This window comes from Streptomyces sp. NPDC058691, assembly GCF_042714775.1.
Classification (GTDB): domain Bacteria; phylum Actinomycetota; class Actinomycetes; order Streptomycetales; family Streptomycetaceae; genus Actinacidiphila.
Genome location: NZ_JBHXSO010000029.1, coordinates 58,556 through 77,102, shown reverse-complemented (window position 1 = coordinate 77,102; position 18,547 = coordinate 58,556). Strand labels below are relative to the sequence as shown.

Here is an 18,547-nt window from a genome sequence, read left to right as displayed (position 1 = left end):
TCGGCCGGTCTTCCGGGCGTGTCACAGAACGGGGAGGGGCCCGGTCGATCGCAGCGGAGCAGTGCGCACCGCGGGCCCTCCGCCCGTGTGTCGCTCCTCTCATGCTCCCCGACCAGATGACAACAGAGAGAACCGAATGCGCCTCACCATAGCGAGCACGATGCTCGCGAGCACCGCCGTGGTCGCCACCCTGGCCGCAAGCCCGGCCGTCGCCGCGACACCGTCGCTGCCCACACCGGACATCGCGGGCATTCTCGCCGTACAGAAGCAGGCCATGGCGGAAGGCGCCCCGGGCGCACTCACCCGCTTCGACTCCGGCAACGTGTCCTACCGCATCTCCAGGGGGCAGGCGGACACCGCCGCAGGCACCGCCATGGACGCGGACCGCCGGTTCCGCGTCGGCAGCGTCAGCAAGTCCTTCACCACCGTGGTGCTGATGCAGCTCGTCGCCGAGGGGCGCATCGACCTCGACGCCCCGGCCAACACCTACCTGCCTCAGCCGCTGCCGGACGACCGCATCACCGTGCGGCACCTGCTCAGCCACCGCAGCGGCCTGTGGGACTACACCAACGACATGTTCTACTACACCGTTCCGGGCTTCGAGTCCGTCCGGAACAAGGTGTTCAGCTACCAGGAGCTCATCGACCTGTCGACGGCCCACGCGCCGACCAATGCGCCGGGCGCGGCCTACAGCTACTCCAACACCAACTTCGTGGTGCTGGGGGAGCTGATCGAGCACCTCACCGGTGTGCCCATGGCCACCCAGTACCAGGAGCGGATCTTCCGGCCGCTCAACCTGAAGAACACCTCCTACGTGCACCCGACCACCGCCATCTCCGGCTCCTACGCCCGCGGTTACCTGCGCCAGGACGACACCACGCTGCCGCTGGTGGACTCCACCGAGCAGACCGTCTCGTGGGCGCAGTCCGCCGGCGCGGTCATCTCCAACGCGGCGGACCTGAACCGCTTCTTCTCCGCGCTGGTCTCCGGCAGGCTCGTCCCCCAGGCGCAGCTCGAGCAGATGATGACGATGGTTCCGGTCAACGCGGACGGCACGCAGTTCTACGGGCTGGGCCTGCGGGCCAGGAAGCTCTCGTGCGGTGTGACGGTGTACGGCCACACGGGCACGGTCCAGGGCTACTACACCTATGCGTTCACCACGGCCGACGGCAAGCGCAGCATGACGTCCATGGCGAACACCTCCAACAACGGAACGGTCAACACCGTCCTCGGCGGCACGCTGGAGGCCGCCTTCTGCGGCACCGGAGGCGCCAAGGCAGGCCTGGCCAAGTCCTCCGAGGGCGAGACGTTCACCGAGGACATCGCCCCGCAGGTCGTCCGTTCCAGCCGGTAGTCCGGTAGTCCGGTAGTCACACGCTCCCGCTCCGGTCGACCAGCCTCGCCGTCGCGCACCGGCATTTCTCCCGGTAGGTGCGCGACGGCGCTTGGCCCCCGGGTGGCAGCCGGGTGGCGTGGTGATCGTGGGGCGTTCAGAAAACGAATGTTCGTCTTGACGTAGGTCGACCCATACCGCAGGATGGGCCCTCGCGAAAGAGAATGGTCGTTCCCGGAAGGGGAGGGGGCGGTATGGGAACCGTGCAGAGCCGAGGACCGGCAAAGTCCGCGCCGCCCGAGACCGTGGCGCGATGCCGGGTCCACATCGAAGGCCCGGTACGCCTACCGCCGGACCGGCCGATGCCGCGGTGAGCGGTTCACGCGGGCCCGAGGCCGGCAGGACATCCGATCCGGGCGCGGGCGCGGACGGCCGGACGGAGCACATCCACCGGACCGGCGGGTTGACGGCCCGGCTGCGATTGCGCCCACGTACCGCGCTGATCGCAGGCGTCGTCGTGGTGGTGCTGGGCGCCGAATCGGTGGTGATCGCGCCCTACGTGCACCGGGCGGAAGGGCACCTGGCCCATGCCCACTTCAGGTGGCTTCTGCTGGCGCTTGCCGGCGAGATGGTCTCGATGGTGATGTTCGCGCGCCTGCAACGGCACGCGCTCGGCACCGGCGGCCTGCGCGTCAGGCTCGGCTCTGCCGTCGCCACGGTGTTCGCCGGCAACGCTGTCGGTGCGACCTTGCCCGGCGGGAGCCTGCTCGCTGTCACCTACCGGACTCGCCGCATGCGTTCCTGGGGTGCCAGCGTGTCCCAGATCGGTTTCGCCCATGTGGCGACCGGTGTTCTGAGCACGATCGCGCTCGCCGTGCTCGCCGGCTTCGGTCACGTTCTCACAGGGGACGCCACGGAGCTGCTCCCGATCGTCGTCCAGGTCGGTGCGATCTGTGCCTTCGTCAGCGTCGTGCTCGCCCTGGTCCGCCACCCCGCCGTGCTGCGCCGGCCCGTGCGTGCCCTTTTCCGCCTGACGCACCGGCTGCGCCGGGGCGCCGTGGAGCAGGGGTCGGCCGACCGACTGCTCGACGAGTTGTGTGCCATGCGCCCATCACGCCGATTCTGGGGGAGGGGACTCGGCCTGGCCCTGTGCAATTGGGGTGCCGACTTCGCGTGCCTGCTCGCCGTGTGCCATGCGGTCGGGGCCCGGCCCGCGTTGGGCACAGCGGTGTTCGCTTACGTCGCCGGGATGACGGCCGTGTCGGCGATGCCACTGCTGCCCGCGGGGATCGGATCCCTGGACGCGGCCGTGGTGCTCACCCTGCATCATGGCGGGGTACCCGCGAGTGTCGCCACGGCCGCCGATCTCCTCTACCGGACGATCACCCCGGGGCTGGTCAGCGTCGCCGGATGGGTCCTGCTGCTCCGGCAACGCCGGCAGTCGGCCCGCCCCCGGCGTCCACACGACTCAGGCTCCGGCGACAGTACGGTGGCGGCGATTCCCAGCGTGACCGCGGGAACACGTACGGCCACCGGGAAGACATAGGCAGACGCGACCGGGTCGGCCCGGCGCCGCCACCTCGGCTGGACCGGAGCCCATCTGCGGGCGCAAGCGCCTGGGCCGCCGCCTGGCGTCGGCGCGGACATTCACGCCGGGGCCGGCAAGGAAAAAACGAACGTTCTTGTTCGTGTGTAGACTCAACAAAACGAACATTCGTCTTTACGAGGAGAGATCGTGGAGAACTCGCCGGCCGGACTCCGGTCATGGCATCGGACCGTCATCGCGACAGTGGCGTTGCCGCTGGTGATCTCGCTGGCCGTGATGGCGTACGCATGGCCCGCATCGCGTATCGCGCCACGTGATCTGTCCGTAGGGGTCGTGGGCACGAGCGCGGCCAGCCAGAAGGCGGTCGAGGCTCTGGATCACGGCAAGCCGGGCGGATTCGACTTCCACCTGTATCCCGACCAGGCGTCGGCGCGTTCCGCGATCAAGTCCCGGGAGATCTACGGCGCCTTCGTCGTCACCCCCGGCACGGTCACCGTGCTGGAGACCACTGCGGCCAGTACGTCGGTGGCCCAGTTGCTGACCACCTCCGGACAGCGTCTCGCCGCCCAGGCGGCGAAGTTGTCATCGCAGGACGCCGGGCCGTCGCTCAGTACACACGGTGGGTCCACCACCTCGAAGGACACCACCTCGAAGGCCGCCGCCAAGAAGGCCGCGGCGCGGAAGGCGGCCGCCAAAAAGGCGGCCAAGGTCAAGTTCAAGACCTTCGACGTCGTCCCGATCTCGGCGAACGACCCGCGGGGAGTCGTCTTCAGTTCGGCGCTTCTCCCTCTCACCATGTGCAGCATCGCCATCGCGGCGCTCATCGCCCTGTCGGGTGGCCGGATCCCGGTGTGGCGACGGCTGATCGACCTGTTCGCCGCGTGCGCCGTGACAGGGCTCGCCGCCTACCTGATCGCTCAGGGCCTCCTCGGCGCCCTGCCGCACGAGCACGTGGCCACCTGGGCCGCACTGTCCCTCACCATGCTCGCCATCAGCGCCACCAGCGTCGGTCTGATCACACTCCTCGGCAACGCCGGGCTCGGACTCAGCGCGGTGCTCATGGTGTTCGTGGGAAACCCGTTCTCCGGCAGCACGTCCGCACCTGAACTGCTGCCCAAGGCGGTTGCCGACATCGGCCAGTGGCTGCCGCCCGGCGCCGGCGCGAACCTTCTGCGCAGCACCGCCTACTTCGAAGGCAACGGATCCGGAAGCCATGTCGCCGTTCTCGTCCTGTGGAGCGCGCTGGGGCTGACGACCATCGTCCTCGGCCGCCGGTCTCCCGCCGTCGTGGACGGCCCCTCCGCGCAGGACGTCGCCGGGGACGACGGCACGAGCACGGAATCTCCGGCCGTCAACGAGACCGCGACGGCCCTGACGTTCTCGCCGGCGGTGAACCGCCCGCACGCGCACGCCCGGCACGCGGCCCACGAATGACCCAGAGGTTCCTCCTCGTGTCCCACCCATGAGGCCGCGGTGTCCGGCCGACGTAGCGCCAGCAAGGAACGAGAACCATGCCGTCGAAGTCCGCGGAGCACACCGAGGACCTCCGGGAAGCCGAGGCGACGTTCCATGACGCCCGCAGCCTCATGTTCGGGATCGCCTACCGGATGCTCGGCAGCGTCGGCGAGGCCGACGACGTCCTCCAGGAAGCCTGGATCCGCTGGCAGACCTGCGACCGGGCACAGGTGAAGAACCCACAGGCCTTCCTCACGACGATGGTGAGCAGGCTTGCGATCAACGTCCTGCAGTCCGCGAGAGTCCGCCGGGAGACCTACGTCGGCCCGTGGCTGCCGGAGCAGGTCGACACCATGAGCGACCCCGCGCTGGGCGCCATGAACGGGGAGGCACTGGAGGTCGCGGTGCTGATGCTCATGGAAAGACTCACGCCGGCGGAGCGGGCGGCGTACGTACTCCGGGAGGCGTTCGACTACTCGTACAAGGAGATCGCCGAGATCATCGGCCAGTCCCAGGCCAACGCGCGGCAACTCGTCAGCCGGGCCCGCAAGCACTTGGCGGCGGAGAAACGTGCCCGGGTCACGGCCGCCGACCACCGGCGGCTCCTGACGGCATTCGTGGCGGCCGCCCAGGGCGGGAACGTGGCCGTACTGGAAAAGGTCTTCATGGAAGACGTGGTATCCGGCTCCGACCCTCGAAGCGTCGTGCGGGCTTCGTAGTTCCCCGTCGGGGCCGCGGTCATCCTGCCGCCAACCTGCGTCAGGGCGTGGTCGAATCGGGCCACAGCGCTCGCAGGGAGTCGGGAACCCCCTCCAGCTTCTTGGAGTCGCCCATGGCCAATTGGAGGATGTAGCCCGGCAGGATGCACATGAATGTGGCGGCGATCGCCTCGGGGGACACCTCGCGCGTGAGCCTGCCGCTCTCCTGGTGCTCCCGGATGACATCGGCGAGAGCGGAGCGCATCTGCGCCATCAGGTCGTCGAACTGCTCGGCCAGCGAGGGGTTCCGCAGGGATTCGGACCAGGCGAGCACGGACAGTCCGGCGATGTTCTGCTCGGATGTCTTGGTCTTCACGATTTCGAGGACGTCGGCCATGAGAGCCCCGATCGACCTGCTGGGCCGATTCCTGGCGACGGTGTGGACCATCGCGAGGACGTCACGCATGCTCTCCTCGACGATCGCCGTGATCATCTCGTTCTTGCTGGCGAAGTGCCGGTACACCGCGCCGGCCGAGAGGCCCGACTCGGCGAACAGATCCTGCATGGACGTCGAGTGGAATCCGTCGCGCAGGAAGCATCGGCGCGCCGCGTCCAAGATCTGCTCACGGCGGGCCTCCATGTACTCATGGGTGACCTTGGGCATGGACCGTCCTATTCGCAAAAAAACGAACCTTCATGTTAATTTAGCACGCCGAGCTCTCAACCGGGCCTGTTCTGCTCCCCGTGAGTGCTGTGTCGGCGGCCATCGGCGGCCGGCCTGCGCAGTCCTCGATCGCGTCGCCGGCGCGCGACGGACGTTCCACCCATGGCGCGTGACCCGCTCCGCCGTGCCGGTGAGCCCGTCCGGCACTTCATGGATCTGATGTGGTGTCAGCGGGCCTGCGGTGGACGCCCGTCGGGCGGCCTCGGTGCGCAGGCCGTCGAGCAGGAAGGCGACGCCGGGACTTCGGCCGCCGCGGCCCGCAGCTTGTCCGCGTTTCGTTGCGCGTCGGCCCGCATCCGATGGTTCCTCCTGGTCCGCGAGTGCCGGCCTCCATGGTCGCATCACCCGGCGGGATCACCTCGACCCCTGGGTCAAGGAGCGGCTGGACGCCTTTGCCGCGCAGCTCGCGCCCGGACCACCTCGCCGAGTGCCACTGGGGCCTGTACACCCGGCGCGACCGGGTCGAGCGGCTCCATCCCGAGGGGCGCTGACCCCGCAGACCGACGCCGCGTAACCGCCTGAAGGCCGTGCCGCGGGCGCGGCCGGTACGGATCTCTCGCTGCGAGGTGGTGGCGGCTTGTCACAAATAGCCCCCATTTGCTGTCGACTATGCGAGAACAAATGGAGGTGGGCCGTTGTGGACATCTATGAGGCAGTCGCAAGCCGACGGGCAGTGCGCGCGTTCACCGACCGGCAGGTCCCCTGCGAGGTACTGGAGCGTGTGCTGTGCGGCGCGGCCCGGGCGCCGTCCGCGTCGAACCTCCAGCCGTGGCACGTCTTCGTGCTGACCGGCGGGCCGCTGGCCGAGCTCAAGAAGCGCGCCGGCGAACGGGTGGCCTCGGGTGACCCCTGGGACGAACCCGAGTACACGCAGTACCCGGCGGCACTGAAGTCGCCGTACTACGAGCGCCGAGCCGCCTTCGGCGAGCAGCGGTACGGCGCACTCGGAATCCCCCGCGGGGACCTGGAGGCCCGCCAGAGGGCCGCCGCCGCCAACTGGGACTGCTTCGGCGCCCCCGTCGCCCTCTTCTGCTACATCGACCGCGACATGGGCCCGGCCCAGTGGTCCGACGTCGGAATGTATCTGCAGACCGTCATGCTGCTGCTGCGTGCCGAAGGGCTGCACAGCTGCGCGCAGATGGCGTGGGCGAAGTACCGCACGACCGTCGCGGAGATCCTGAAACCCCCGGACGAGCTGATCCTCTTCTGCGGCATGGCGATCGGATTCGACGACGCCACAGCGGGTCACCCCCGTACCGGGCGGGCGCCGCTCAGGGAGACGGTGACCTTCGTCCAGGACGAGCAAGCCGCGGCAGCCGCGTGAGCCGGCAAGCGGACCGGGCCGTGCCCGACAGGCATGGCTGTGTGTATCGAGGCAGAAGCACTATGTGACTGCCGTGTGGGGCCGAGTGCCACCACGGCTCGGCTCGGACCCCCGTCGCTTGCCGCAGACAGATCGCCTTCGTTGGAGGACCAGAGTCGAATGCCCAGTACCGGAGAAATGGCCTTGAGCGGGCATGTGAACGCGCGTGAGATCACGGACTCTGCGATCGCGATGCTCGACGACCACGGAACGGTGGTCGGATGGACGCAGGCTGCGGAGCGCCTCATCGGTTACTCCGCGCAGGACGTGGTGGGCCGCTCCGCAGCCCTGGTGGTGCCGCCCTCCGAGGAAGCGCCGACGATCTCGGCCTACGTCGAACGTTGCCGTACCCGGAACGGACGGTCGGGCACGACGGCGGTGCGCAGCCGGGACGGCCGCATTCTCCACGTCAGCCGGCGGATCTCGATGTTGCGAGGGCGGCACGGTGCGGTCCGATGGCTTGTGTCCGTGACCGACATCATCGATCCGCCTGCCAGGCACGCGGTGAGCGGCCGGCCGCGGGATTCGCTTGTCACCCGCGCGCCGGTCGGCATCGCCGTGCGGGACCGGCAGCTGCGTTGCACCTGGGTGAACGACGCGATGGAGAGCCACGACGGCCTTTCCCGCACGCGACGGCTCGGACGTCGCCCCATCGACACGCAGCCCGGTTTCGAGACCGAGGCAGTCGAGGCGGTGATGCGGCAGGTGCTGCGGAGCGGCACCGCCAGGGTCCGTGAGCACCGGGTCTGGCTGCCGACGAACCCGCGCCGGGAGCGCACACTCGCGGTTTCGTTCTTCTGCCTCAAGGACGCCGACGGCCGGCCGGTGGGGGTCTGCACCATCAGCGTCGATGTGTCGGAGAGCCGGCAGGCCCGCGAGCGCCTCGCCCTCTTGAGCGAGGCCAGTACGCGCCTCGGCAGCACCCTGGACGTCATGCAGGCCGGTCAGGAACTGGCCGACCTCGGCGTGCCCTTGCTCGCGGACTTCGTGGCCGTGGATCTTGAGCAGTCGGTTCCGTTCGGCGAGGGGCCGCCGGTCCGTATCGGCTCGGCGGGGGAGCGCCTGCCCCGGCTGCGACGTGCCGGCCTGGCCTCGGTCCGCCAAGGCGTCCCGGAATCCGCGTGGTTGCACGGCGAGCCGGTTCCCGTGTCGCCCGCCTCACCCTTCGCCCACGTGCTGCGGACGGGATGGGCCCACATCGAGCGGACCCTCGACCCCGCTCCGGGCACATGGACCGACCACGACCCGGCTCGAGCGCGGAAGATCCACGAGAACGGCATGCACTCCCTGATGATCGTTCCCATCCGTGCGCGCCACACCCTGCTCGGCATCGCGGTGTTCGTCCGCACGAAGCACCCGGTGCCGTTCCAGGAGAGCGATCTGCTGCTGGCGGAAGAACTCGTCAGCCGTGCCGCGCTGTCGCTGGACAACGCGCGCCAGTACGCCCGCCGGCACGCCGCGGCCCTCGCACTCCAGCGCAATCTGCTTCCCCGTCGTTTGCGGGGCGGAGCGGCGGTCGAGACGGCCTCTCGCTATCTGCCCGCCGACATGGAGCACGGAGTCGGCGGCGACTGGTTCGACGTGATCCCGCTCTCCGGCGGCCGCGTGGCCCTCGTCGTCGGCGACGTGGTGGGACACGGCATCAACGCGGCGGCGGGCATGGGCCGGCTGCGCACCGCCGTGCGCACGCTCGCCGACCTGGAAATGCCCCCCGACGAACTGCTGGCCCATCTCGACGACACGGTCCAGCGACTGGCCGAGGAAGACTCCGACACCGCGGAACAGACACTCGCGGTCGAGGGCGCCACCTGCCTGTACGCCGTCTACGACCCCCTCACCCGCCGGTGCACCATGGCAGGGGCCGGGCACCCCCCGCCCGCGATCATCGACCCTCAGGGCCGGGTCACCTTCCCCGACCTCCCCACCGGGACCCCCCTCGGCATCGGCCTGGGGGAACCCTTCGAGTCCGTGGAGATGGAGCTGCCCGAGGGAAGTCTCCTCGCCCTGTACACCGACGGCCTGATCGAGACCCGCGACCAGGACATCGAGGAAGGCATGCGCCGCCTCGGTGCCGCCCTGGCACAACCGGGCCGGTCCCTGGAAGAGCTCTGCGACCTCGCGACGGCGTCCTTCCCGGCACAGTCGCCGTGCGACGACGTCACCCTGCTCCTCGTGCGCACCCGCTCCCTCAAGCCCACCCAGGTCGCCTCCTGGACACTGCCCGGCGATCAGACCGCCGTCGGCACTGCCCGGGACCTGGTCGCCGGTCAACTGACGCAATGGGGCCTGGAAGGTCTTCAGGACCCCACGAAGCTGATCGTCAGCGAACTGGTCACCAACGCCGTCCGCCACGGCACCGGGCCCATCGGCCTGCGCCTGATCCGGCACGCAGCCCTGACCTGCGAAGTGTCCGACAGCGACGCCTTCTCCCCGCATCTGCGCCGCGCACGCACCGCCGACGAGAACGGCCGCGGCCTCTTCCTGGTCGCCCAGATGTCCCGCAGGTGGGGATACCGCCTGATCCCTGAAGGAAAGGTCGTCTGGGCCGAGCAAGCACTGCCTGCCGCACCCGCACGCGCCCGCGATGCGCCACGCCGCGTCCGATGACCTCGGTGCCGCCCCGGGGCACCGCTGGGAGCCGGCCGGCCCGGTGTGGCGCGGCACTTGGTTGCGGGCATCCTGCAATGCCCCGTGAGCGGCGTTCTATGCGTCGACACCAGGGCATGCCACTCGATCGGGTGAGCCACCCATCGGTGCCCGCCGGGGCGACGAATCACCGGTGTGAGCAACTTCGACAGGCACCAACTGACGCGCGGCGCCTTGGGGGCGTTGTCCGGACTGCTTGCCGCCGGTGCCGCTCTGGCGGCCGCCGAGTCGGCGGCGGGGGCGGTACGGCCGCAGGCCGGCCCGGTGGTCGCGGTGGGCGGTGCGGCGATCGACCGGACACCGGCGGCCGTCAAGGACTGGGCGATCCGCTCGTTCGGCACGAACGACAAGCTGGTGCTGCAACTTGGCATTCTCGTCGTGCTGGGCATGCTGGCGGTCGCGCTGGGGCTGCTGGCCCTGCGGCACCGTCGCACCGGGGCGGCGGGCGTGCTCGTCTTCGGCGCGGTGGGAGCGGCGGCCGCGCTGAGCAGGCCGGACTCCGCCGGTGTCCTCGACGCGCTGCCGTCCCTGGTGGGCGCCCTTGCCGGCGCGGCCTTGCTGTGGATTCTGGCCGGGCGCCTGACGCCCGCCGGCGCGCCCAGCGCCGAGTCCGAGTCCGAGTCGGATTCGGCCTGGGACCGCCGCGGCTTCCTGGCCGCTGCCGCCTCGGCTGCCGCCGCGTCCGCCGCGGCCGGGGCACTGGGACGTGCGCTCACCTCCTCCGCCGGCAAGGAGGCGGTGGCGTCCCGGGCCGCCGTCCGGCTGCCGCTGCCGGGGTCGCCCGCACGGCCCGTGCCGCGCGGTGCGGCCCTGCGCGTCGCCGAGATCAGCCCCTTCGTCACGTCGAACGCCGACTTCTACCGGGTGGACACCGCCCTGGTGGTCCCGAAGATCGACGCGACACGGTGGCGGCTGCGCGTCCACGGACGCGGCGTCACCCGCCCGTTGGACCTCGGCTTCCAGGATCTGCTGCGCCGTGAGCTGATCGAGCGGGACATCACCCTGACCTGCGTCTCCAACGAGGTCGGCGGCCCCTACGCGGGCAATGCCCGCTGGCTGGGTGTGCGTCTCGCCGACGTGTTGCGCGAGGCCGGCGTACGGCCGCCCTCACGGGGCGGTCCGGCGGACCAGCTGGTCTCCCGGTCCGTGGACGGCATGACGCTCGGGACGCCCGTGGAGGAGGTCATGGACGGGCGGGACGCGCTGCTCGCGGTCGGTATGAACGGCGAGCCCTTGCCGCTGGAGCACGGTTTCCCGGTACGCATGGTCGTCCCCGGCCTGTACGGCTACGTCTCGGCCTGCAAGTGGATCGAGGACCTCGAGCTCACGACCTTCGACGCCTACGACCCGTACTGGGTCCGACGCAAGTGGGCACGCCAGGCACCGATCAAGACGCAGTCCCGCATCGACACGCCCAAGCCCTTCGCCCGCCCGAAGGCCGGGACCGTGATGATCGCGGGCGTCGCGTGGGCCCAGCACCGGGGGATCGAACGGGTCGAGGTGCGCGTCGACGACGGCCCGTGGCGGGACGCCGACCTCGCGGTCCAGGCCGGCACCGACACTTGGCGCCAGTGGTCCTTGCCCTGGGAGGCCACCCCCGGGCCGCACACCCTGACCGTACGGGCCACCGACGGCACCGGCGCGGTCCAGACCGCCCGGCGTACACGGACCATCCCCGACGGCGCCAGCGGCCGGCACTCGGTGGTGATCACCGTGGACTGACCCGGCCCGCCGCCCGGACCCCGAACCAGCGCATCGCAAGGCATGGCTCCCCGAGCCGGCCTTCCCTCGAAGAGAAGCAATCAAGGAGACTCCCTGATGAAGACCCTGCGTTTTCGCCGTGCCGCTGTCGCCGTCGCCACCGCCGCGGTCCTGCCCCTCGCGCTGACCGCCTGCGGCGACGACGGCAAGGACAAGGCTTCTGACGCCTCGTCCACGACACCGTCCGCGGGCCAGGGTCCGGGGGATGCGATGGCGATGAACGGGCCGTTCGGTGCGGCGTGTTCGGCGGTGCCCAAGGACGGGTCGGGCAGTTTCGACGGGATGGCTCAGGACCCGGTGGCGACGGCGGCGTCGAACAACCCGGTGCTGTCCACGCTGGTGGCCGCGGTGAAGAAGGCCGGTCTGGTCGACACCCTCAACGGCGCCCAGAACATCACGGTGTTCGCGCCGACGAACGACGCGTTCGCGAAGATCCCGAAGGCCGATCTGGACAAGGTCCTGAACGACAAGGCCACCCTCACCAAGATCCTCACGTACCACGTGGTGGGGCAGCGGCTGACGCCCGCGCAGCTGGCGAACGGTTCGTTCAGCACGCTGGAGAAGGGCAAGCTCACCACGGCCGGTTCCGGTGCGGACTACACGGTCAACGACTCCTCGCACGTGGTGTGCGGCAACGTGACCACCTCCAACGCCACCGTCTACATCGTCGACACCGTCCTCATGCCCAAGTAGACGAGCTCTCCCTGTCCGGGCCCAGCAAGCGGCGGGCCGGCTTCGCGAAAGATGACGGGTTTGTCCATCGCTGGAAGGGAGAGCCGTTCCACATGAGGCTGACGAATCTGACGAGCGAATCGCAGAACCCCGTCCTCAGCGGCGCGCTGCCCAAAGCGATGGACGCCCTCGAGGACCAGGAGCGCCTGGACGGGCTCGCCGGGGCCGTCCGCAAGGCCGTGCGCGCGATACCGCTGGGCCGGAAACGGGACGTGCTGCGCGGGCTGTGGCTCGGCCACCCCCTGCACCCGGTACTGGTTCAGGTGCCGATCGGTGCCTGGACCTGCGCGGGGATTCTCGACCTGTTCCCGGGCGAGAGCCGCGCCGCCCGCCGTCTGGTGGCGGTGGGCCTGGCCGCCGCGGGACCCGCGGCCCTCGCCGGATGGGTGGACTGGGCGGAGCAGCGCCCCCGGCAGGCCCGGGTGGGCCTGGTCCACGCCGCGGCCAACCTCGTGGCCGTCACCGTGTACGCCGGCTCCCTGGCGGCCCGGATCAAGGGCCGCCCCATGCTCGGCCGCGCCCTGGGCTTCGGGGGCATGACCGTCGCGACGGTCGGCGGTGTGCTCGGCGGCCACCTCGCCTACCGGCAGGGCGCCGGCGTCAACCACGCGGAGGCGGTGTCCGTACTGGTGGAGCCCGGCTGGCACCGGATCGGGGTGCCGGAGGACTTCCCGTTCGGTGAGCCGGTGCGGCGGATGGCCGACGAGGTCGCGGTGGTCGTGGTCCGGGCCGACGACGGGCGGTTCTACGCCCTGGCCGATCGCTGCAGCCACATGGACGGCCCCCTCCACGAGGGCAAGGTCCTCGAGGGCTGCCTCGAATGCCCCTGGCACGGCAGCGCTTTCCGGCTTTCGGACGGCGTGAACGTCCAGGGCCCCGCGACCGCGCCGCAACCCACGTTCGACTGCCGGATCTCCCCGGACGGACAGGTCGAGATCCGCCTCGAGCAGACCTGAGCCGAACAGTGCGGACGGTCAGGACAGGATCTCGACGTACCCGTCGGTTCCGTGCACGCGGATCCGCTGACCGTCCAGGATCAGGCGGGTGGCCTGCTGCACGCCCACGACGGCCGGCAATCCGTACTCCCTGGCGATCACTGCGCCATGGGTCATCAGGCCGCCGACCTCCGTCACCAGGCCCGCGATTCCGACGAACAACGGCGACCAGCTGGGGTCCGTGAAGGTCGTGACCAGGATGTCGCCCGCTTCGAGATCGGCCTCCGCGATGTCGAGGATGACACGGGCCCTTCCCTCGACGGTCCCCGCGGAGACCGGCAGTCCGATCAGGGCGCCGGCCGGCACGTCGTCGCGCCGGTAGGACCCGTTGACGGCCTCACCGTCCGAGGTGAGGACCCGGGGCGGTGTGAGCGCCTGGTACGACCGGAACGCGTCCTTGCGCTGCCGGATGAGCCGGTCGTCCACCTGGTTCGAGCGCACGACGCCGTGGAGTTCCTGGAACGTGAGGTGGAAGATGTCCTCCTTCTCAGGGAGCACGCCGGCCCGCACGAGGCGCTCGGCCTCCTCCAGCAGGGCCTTCTTGTAGACGAAGTAGCGGCTGACGATGCCGTACTTCGGGTACTCCCGGTACCCGATGAAGCTTCTGACCCGGTCGATCATGCGCTTGGTCTCGTCGGCCTTCCGGTCCCCGTCCGGCAGGGCCCGCAAGCGGGACAGCACCTCCTGTTCCTTCTTCTCCGCCTTCTGGCGCCCCTGCTCGAAGCGCCGCCCGGCGGCGCCCGGCTCGAAGTTCCTGACGTTGTCGAGGATCACGGGCACGAGCGTGGTGGGGCGCTCACGCCAACGTGGCCTCGTGATGTCGATCTCCCCGACGCAGCGCATGCCGTACCGGTCGAGGTAGGCCTCGATGGCGTCGCGCGCTTCGGTCCCGCCCGGGAGTTTGGCCAGTTCGTCCAGGAAGGCGTCGTCCTCGACGTCCGCGACGCTCTGCAGGAACGCCACCACCTCCGGCCGCGGGCGGATCACGTCCGCGACGTCGAGCAGCGCCAGTCCCATCTCCGACGTGATGTTGTCGGGGGCGGACAGCGTGAGCGTGTCAGCCGCGTTCTTCTCGCCCAGCCACTCCTGCAGCTTGTCGTTGAGCCACCATGTGGCCTCCATCCCGGCCATGATCGCCTGCATGTTCAGCGGATCACCGAGTGCGCGCTTGTGCTCCTCGAAGGCCTCCAGCAGGAAGTCGAAGAGGGCCGGGCCGGTCTTCGTCCGGATGTCGCGCTCCAGGGCGGCGACGGACGCCTGGCTGCGCTCGGTCAGCTCGGTGACGATGGCCGGATCGGGCTCGATCGGGGCGGACGCACCGCCTGCCGGCGGCCCGCCGGGACCCGCGTCAGGGAGCGACGGGACGAAGTCGTCGCGGTCGAGGACGGTCTCCAGCGCGTCCCTGACCAGCGGATCGCCTCTCCCCATGACGTCCAGGAGAGCGGCGCGGCTCGCGGGCGAGGCCAGGCGCCGGGTGGCGTCGACGAACAGCCTCCCGCCGGCCGCGTGCATCGGCACCATGGCCGTCAGCTGCCACATGGAGAGCCCGAGAGGCTTCATGGGGTCGGTCATCATCTGCTGATGGCCGACGGAGACGTAGACGTGATTCTCCTCGTCGACGGCCTCGGGAATCGGGAAGAGCGTCGTGATCGGCCGGCTCTGAACGATCCGGAAGCCGTCGTCGACGAGGCACCATTCGATGTCCTGCGGACGGCCGAAGTGCGCCTCGATCCGGCGCCCGAGCTGCACGAGCCGCACGACCTGAGCATCCGTCAGCGCCGGCTGCTCCTGCCGCTGTGCGTCGACCGCCACTTCCTGCGTACCGCCGGCCGGCAGGGCGTGAACGGCGCGCTGTTTGGCGGCGATCGCCTTGGCGACGACCTCGCCGTCCCGCACCTTGAAGACATCCGGGTTCACCAGGCCGGAGACCAGGGCCTCGCCGAGGCCGAATCCGGCGTCCACGGTGGCGACCTTCCGGTTGCCCGTGACGGGGTCGGCTGTGAAGAGGATGCCGGCCGCATGTGGGAAGACCATCTGCTGCACGACCACGGCCATGTGGACCGTACGGTGGTCGATGCCGTTCCGCTGCCGGTAGGTCACGGCCCGCTCGGTGAACAGCGAGGCCCAGCACCGGCTGACGTGCTGCAGGATCGCCGTCGGCCCCACCACGTTCAGATACGTGTCCTGCTGGCCGGCGAAGGAGGCCGTCGGCAGGTCCTCTGCCGTCGCGCTGGATCGGACGGCGTAGGCGGCTTCCTCGCCGAGCCGGCCGAGCGCGCGGGTGATCGCCGCCGCGAGATCATCTGGGATGCTGATCCCTTCGATGGTCCGGCGAATCTGCGCGCTGAGCGTGCGGACTGACTCCCGGTCGTCCGGGTTCAGGCGCGACAGGTGATCGAGCAGATCACCGATCGACGGCGCTTCCGCCATGATCCGCCGGAAGGCGTCCGTCGTCACGCAAAAGCCGGCCGGCACGCGGATACTGTCGATCCGCGACAGCCCGCCCAAGTGCGCGCCCTTGCCGCCGACGACCGCGACCTGCGTCTCGTCAACCTCTTGAAGATCCAACACGTACTGCTCGATCATTGCGACACCTCAGACTCAGCCGTGCTCCATTGCCCCCCGGCGGCCGGCCGATCCGCCCAGTCGGGCGGCGTGCCGAGCAGTTGCGACCGCACTGCCGGTCCCACCGCTGGTTCGACGTCACTGCGTCCCCCAGGCATCGACGACATACGCACTCCGTGCTCCCATTTCCGCAGGTTGTGGCCTCGGCCGACGATTCTGCGCCGTGACCGGGGCCTTGCCGCAAGCCCCCCAGTGCGCTATAAGTTAAGAGTGGCAAGGAGAGAGGTCGATCTCCTTGCCTTTCCTATTGCCGTCCGCTGAAACCGGCAGGCTTCCCGCGAAGCGGTGGCGTGCCGCGTATGGGTGCGCGCGGTCGCCCAGCAGGACGGGCAGATCGAGCTGCCGAAGCCGTCTCAGCCGACCGGTCCCGTCATCGCGTGCGGCCGTACCGCCGGTTCGAGCAGCGACAACGTCCGCTGCTGCGCATCGAGCGCGACCCGGATGCCGACCGGCATCGGCAGATTCGGGCCGGCATGTCCGAACTCGACGTTGCCCAGGACAGGGATGTCACGGTCGCCGAGGACGTCGAGGACCATCTCGGGCAGCGTCGGGGACGCGCCGGGCGAGTCGAGCCCGTCGATCGCGTACGGGACGCCCACGACCATGCCGGAGATCCGATCGAGGATGCCGCAGTGCCGCAGTACCTGCAGATAGCTCCATACGTATGATGCCTGGCCGCCCATCTCCTCCCAGAACAGCACCGCTCCGTCGAACCGTTCGAGCGGTAGCGCGTAAGGCGTCGCCTGCGCGAGCACGATGCGATTGATCACCCCGCCGATCAGCCGTCCTTCGGCGCGGCCGGCGCGCCAGCACTCCCACGACGGGGTGGTCGGCAGCGCACCGATCGCCTCGTTGCCGCTCAGCAGCGTCGAGTAGAGCCTTTCAAGTTCCGCTCTGCGTGCTGCGGGAGCGGCCTGCCAGTGCCCGCCGAGTCCAGGGGTGGCCAAGTCGGCATGGAAGCCGACCAGACCCGTGCGCGCGTAGAGCACCAGATGCAGCAGCGAGATGTCGCTGTAGCCGAGGATCGGCTTGGGGTCGGCAGTGATCGCCTCGAAGTCGATCAGGTCGAGGTATCCGAGCGCCGTCTGGCCGCCGTCATGCGCGATGATCGCGCGTACTTCCGGATCACGCAGTAGTCCGTTGAACTCCTCGGCGATCTCCGCCGGCCGAGCCGCGCTCCACCAATGGTGCCGCCCTGCTTCGAGGAGCGGTGCCCGACGCACGCGGAATCCCATCCGCTCGAGCACGACCACCGCCTGCTTGAGGTCGGGCTCGTAAGCGGCATGGAGCGGCCCGGACAGCGATGCGACAACGACGAGATCTCCGGGCCTCAGGGCACGGGGGCGAAGCAGTTGAGGCAGCGCGGTACCGGTCATCGACGCAGTGTCCCAACGCGCACAACGGACACGCTACGCATTTGCCGATCGACCGCTCAGCAGGCGCAAGACAGTGGTTTGGCCTCCGTAACCGTGCAGTCGGCGAAGGGCACGCCGGACAGAAGTCGCAGATGCTCCGGCCGACTTCCACCTTCACTGACTCGGCAGACTTCGAAGAGCGCAACCCGGTGCGCCGGGCGCCACCAGCCGCCCGGCACCACCACGGAGTGCCGCCCATGATCGACGAACGAGAACTCGACGGCATCGACTGGTCGTCCATGCACCACGCGTATGGCCCGGCGGACGAGGTTCCGACGTGGCTGAGGGCCATGACCCCTCCGGACGCCGAGACCCGCGAAGAAGCTCTCGGGGACGTCTACGCCAGCACCACGGCGAGCCTGCCCTTCATCTTCGCTCTGGCCGACGAACCCACCACGCCTGGCCGGGCCTCGATCGTCAAGTTGCCGGTCGGCATCGGGCGCCACGCGGTCGAACGCTGCGGATACGACTACGCCGACGGGCCTGACTGCAAGGGCAGCGCGGTTGTCGGTGCTCGGACCTAGTATGCGGAGCATGACGCGGTATGTTGACGAGGATCTGAACGGTGCGGAGTTCCGCGAGTGCGACCTGACCGGGGCACGCCTGATCGGCGTCGTCATGCAGGATGCCGTGATCGACGGGCTCATCACCAACCTCGTGGTGAACGGGGTCGAGGTCACCGAGTACGTCGAGGCAGAGCTCGACCGGCGTCATCCCGTGCGGGTGCTGATCCGTTCCGAGGACCCAGCCGATCTGCGCGAGGCATCGCGTCAGCTCCATGCCGGCTGGGCCGCCACGATCGAGCGAATCCGCCGTACGCCCGGCATCGAGCGCCGCAGCGTGAACGACGAGTGGTCGGCGGTGCAGACGATGCGCCACCTGGTCTTCGTCCACGACTCGTGGTTCCGCCGCTGCTGCCTGGGCTCGACGGAGCTGTTCACGCCGATGGGCATCGGGACGACCGTCGAGCCCTACCGTGCAGCGCACGGGCTTGACCTCTCGCTCGATCCGGCCCTCGACGAGATCGTGAGCGTGCGTGACGCACAGGCCGCCGAGCTCGAGGCCTGGCTCGACGAGGTCACCGCTGAGCAGCTCGCAGCGCGAGCGCCGGTGCCCGACGACGATGTCTGGCCGCCGTACGCCAGGGGCCGCTCGGTGCGGCAGTGCCTCGGCACGGTGCTCAACGAGACCTTCGAACACCACGGCTTCTGCGTCCGCGACCTTGACCTGATCGAGGCACAGGACGCCGAGTAG

General features: G+C 69.8%; 13 protein-coding genes and 1 pseudogene. 11 read left to right on the top strand and 3 right to left on the bottom strand.

Going from position 1 to position 18,547, the window contains the following annotated elements; all coding sequences use genetic code 11:
* The first annotated feature begins 136 nt into the window (after window positions 1-136).
* The 4 genes and pseudogenes from ACFWVC_RS21530 to ACFWVC_RS21515 all read left to right on the top strand — a co-directional run.
* Window positions 137-1,354 (top strand): serine hydrolase domain-containing protein, encoded by a 1,218-nt coding sequence (locus ACFWVC_RS21530; protein WP_384288176.1) that lies wholly within the window; start codon window positions 137-139, stop codon window positions 1,352-1,354.
* A gap of 349 nt (window positions 1,355-1,703) precedes the next feature.
* Complete coding sequence (locus tag ACFWVC_RS21525; RefSeq protein ID WP_384288173.1) at window positions 1,704-2,879, top strand: YbhN family protein; 1,176 nt, start codon at window positions 1,704-1,706, stop codon at window positions 2,877-2,879.
* Window positions 2,880-3,068: 189 nt separating this feature from the next.
* The gene (locus ACFWVC_RS21520) at window positions 3,069-4,313 is read left to right on the top strand and encodes an ABC transporter permease (RefSeq protein WP_384288171.1); all 1,245 of its coding nucleotides are present in this window, start codon (window positions 3,069-3,071) and stop codon (window positions 4,311-4,313) included.
* A 77-nt stretch (window positions 4,314-4,390) separates the two neighbouring features.
* Window positions 4,391-5,050 (top strand): annotated as a pseudogene (locus ACFWVC_RS21515) (sigma-70 family RNA polymerase sigma factor); the annotation flags it as partial.
* Window positions 5,051-5,093: 43 nt separating this feature from the next.
* Here the strand turns inward: ACFWVC_RS21515 and ACFWVC_RS21510 are convergent.
* Entirely contained in the window at window positions 5,094-5,696 is a 603-nt protein-coding gene (locus ACFWVC_RS21510) for a TetR/AcrR family transcriptional regulator (RefSeq protein ID WP_384288168.1), read from the bottom strand.
* Between the two features lie 697 nt (window positions 5,697-6,393).
* Here ACFWVC_RS21510 and ACFWVC_RS21505 point away from each other — a divergent pair.
* From ACFWVC_RS21505 to ACFWVC_RS21485, 5 genes are all read left to right on the top strand, one after another.
* Entirely contained in the window at window positions 6,394-7,080 is a 687-nt protein-coding gene (locus ACFWVC_RS21505; RefSeq protein WP_384288166.1) for a nitroreductase, read from the top strand.
* 177 nt (window positions 7,081-7,257) lie between these two features.
* Complete coding sequence (locus tag ACFWVC_RS21500) at window positions 7,258-9,726, top strand: SpoIIE family protein phosphatase (RefSeq protein ID WP_384288290.1); 2,469 nt, start codon at window positions 7,258-7,260, stop codon at window positions 9,724-9,726.
* Between the two features lie 174 nt (window positions 9,727-9,900).
* On the top strand, window positions 9,901-11,487 hold the full coding sequence (locus ACFWVC_RS21495) for a molybdopterin-dependent oxidoreductase (protein WP_384288163.1): 1,587 nt from the start codon (window positions 9,901-9,903) through the stop codon (window positions 11,485-11,487).
* 96 nt (window positions 11,488-11,583) lie between these two features.
* A complete protein-coding gene (locus ACFWVC_RS21490; protein WP_384288160.1) occupies window positions 11,584-12,219 on the top strand; it encodes a fasciclin domain-containing protein in 636 nt (211 codons plus the stop codon).
* Window positions 12,220-12,311: 92 nt separating this feature from the next.
* Window positions 12,312-13,214 (top strand): Rieske 2Fe-2S domain-containing protein, encoded by a 903-nt coding sequence (locus tag ACFWVC_RS21485; RefSeq protein ID WP_384288158.1) that lies wholly within the window; start codon window positions 12,312-12,314, stop codon window positions 13,212-13,214.
* Between the two features lie 18 nt (window positions 13,215-13,232).
* Here ACFWVC_RS21485 and rph read toward each other — a convergent pair whose 3' ends face one another.
* Window positions 13,233-15,839, bottom strand: coding sequence for a rifamycin-inactivating phosphotransferase (gene rph, locus ACFWVC_RS21480; RefSeq protein ID WP_384288156.1), 2,607 nt, complete (start codon window positions 15,837-15,839; stop codon window positions 13,233-13,235).
* 392 nt (window positions 15,840-16,231) lie between these two features.
* Window positions 16,232-17,254 (bottom strand): LD-carboxypeptidase, encoded by a 1,023-nt coding sequence (locus ACFWVC_RS21475; RefSeq protein WP_384288154.1) that lies wholly within the window; start codon window positions 17,252-17,254, stop codon window positions 16,232-16,234.
* 236 nt (window positions 17,255-17,490) lie between these two features.
* On the opposite strand from ACFWVC_RS21475, the gene ACFWVC_RS21470 reads away from it, so the two are divergent.
* Both ACFWVC_RS21470 and ACFWVC_RS21465 read left to right on the top strand, forming a co-directional pair.
* The gene (locus tag ACFWVC_RS21470) at window positions 17,491-17,817 is read left to right on the top strand and encodes a hypothetical protein (RefSeq protein ID WP_384288152.1); all 327 of its coding nucleotides are present in this window, start codon (window positions 17,491-17,493) and stop codon (window positions 17,815-17,817) included.
* 10 nt (window positions 17,818-17,827) lie between these two features.
* Window positions 17,828-18,547, top strand: a complete 720-nt coding sequence (locus ACFWVC_RS21465) for a DinB family protein (RefSeq protein WP_384288149.1) — start codon at window positions 17,828-17,830, stop codon at window positions 18,545-18,547.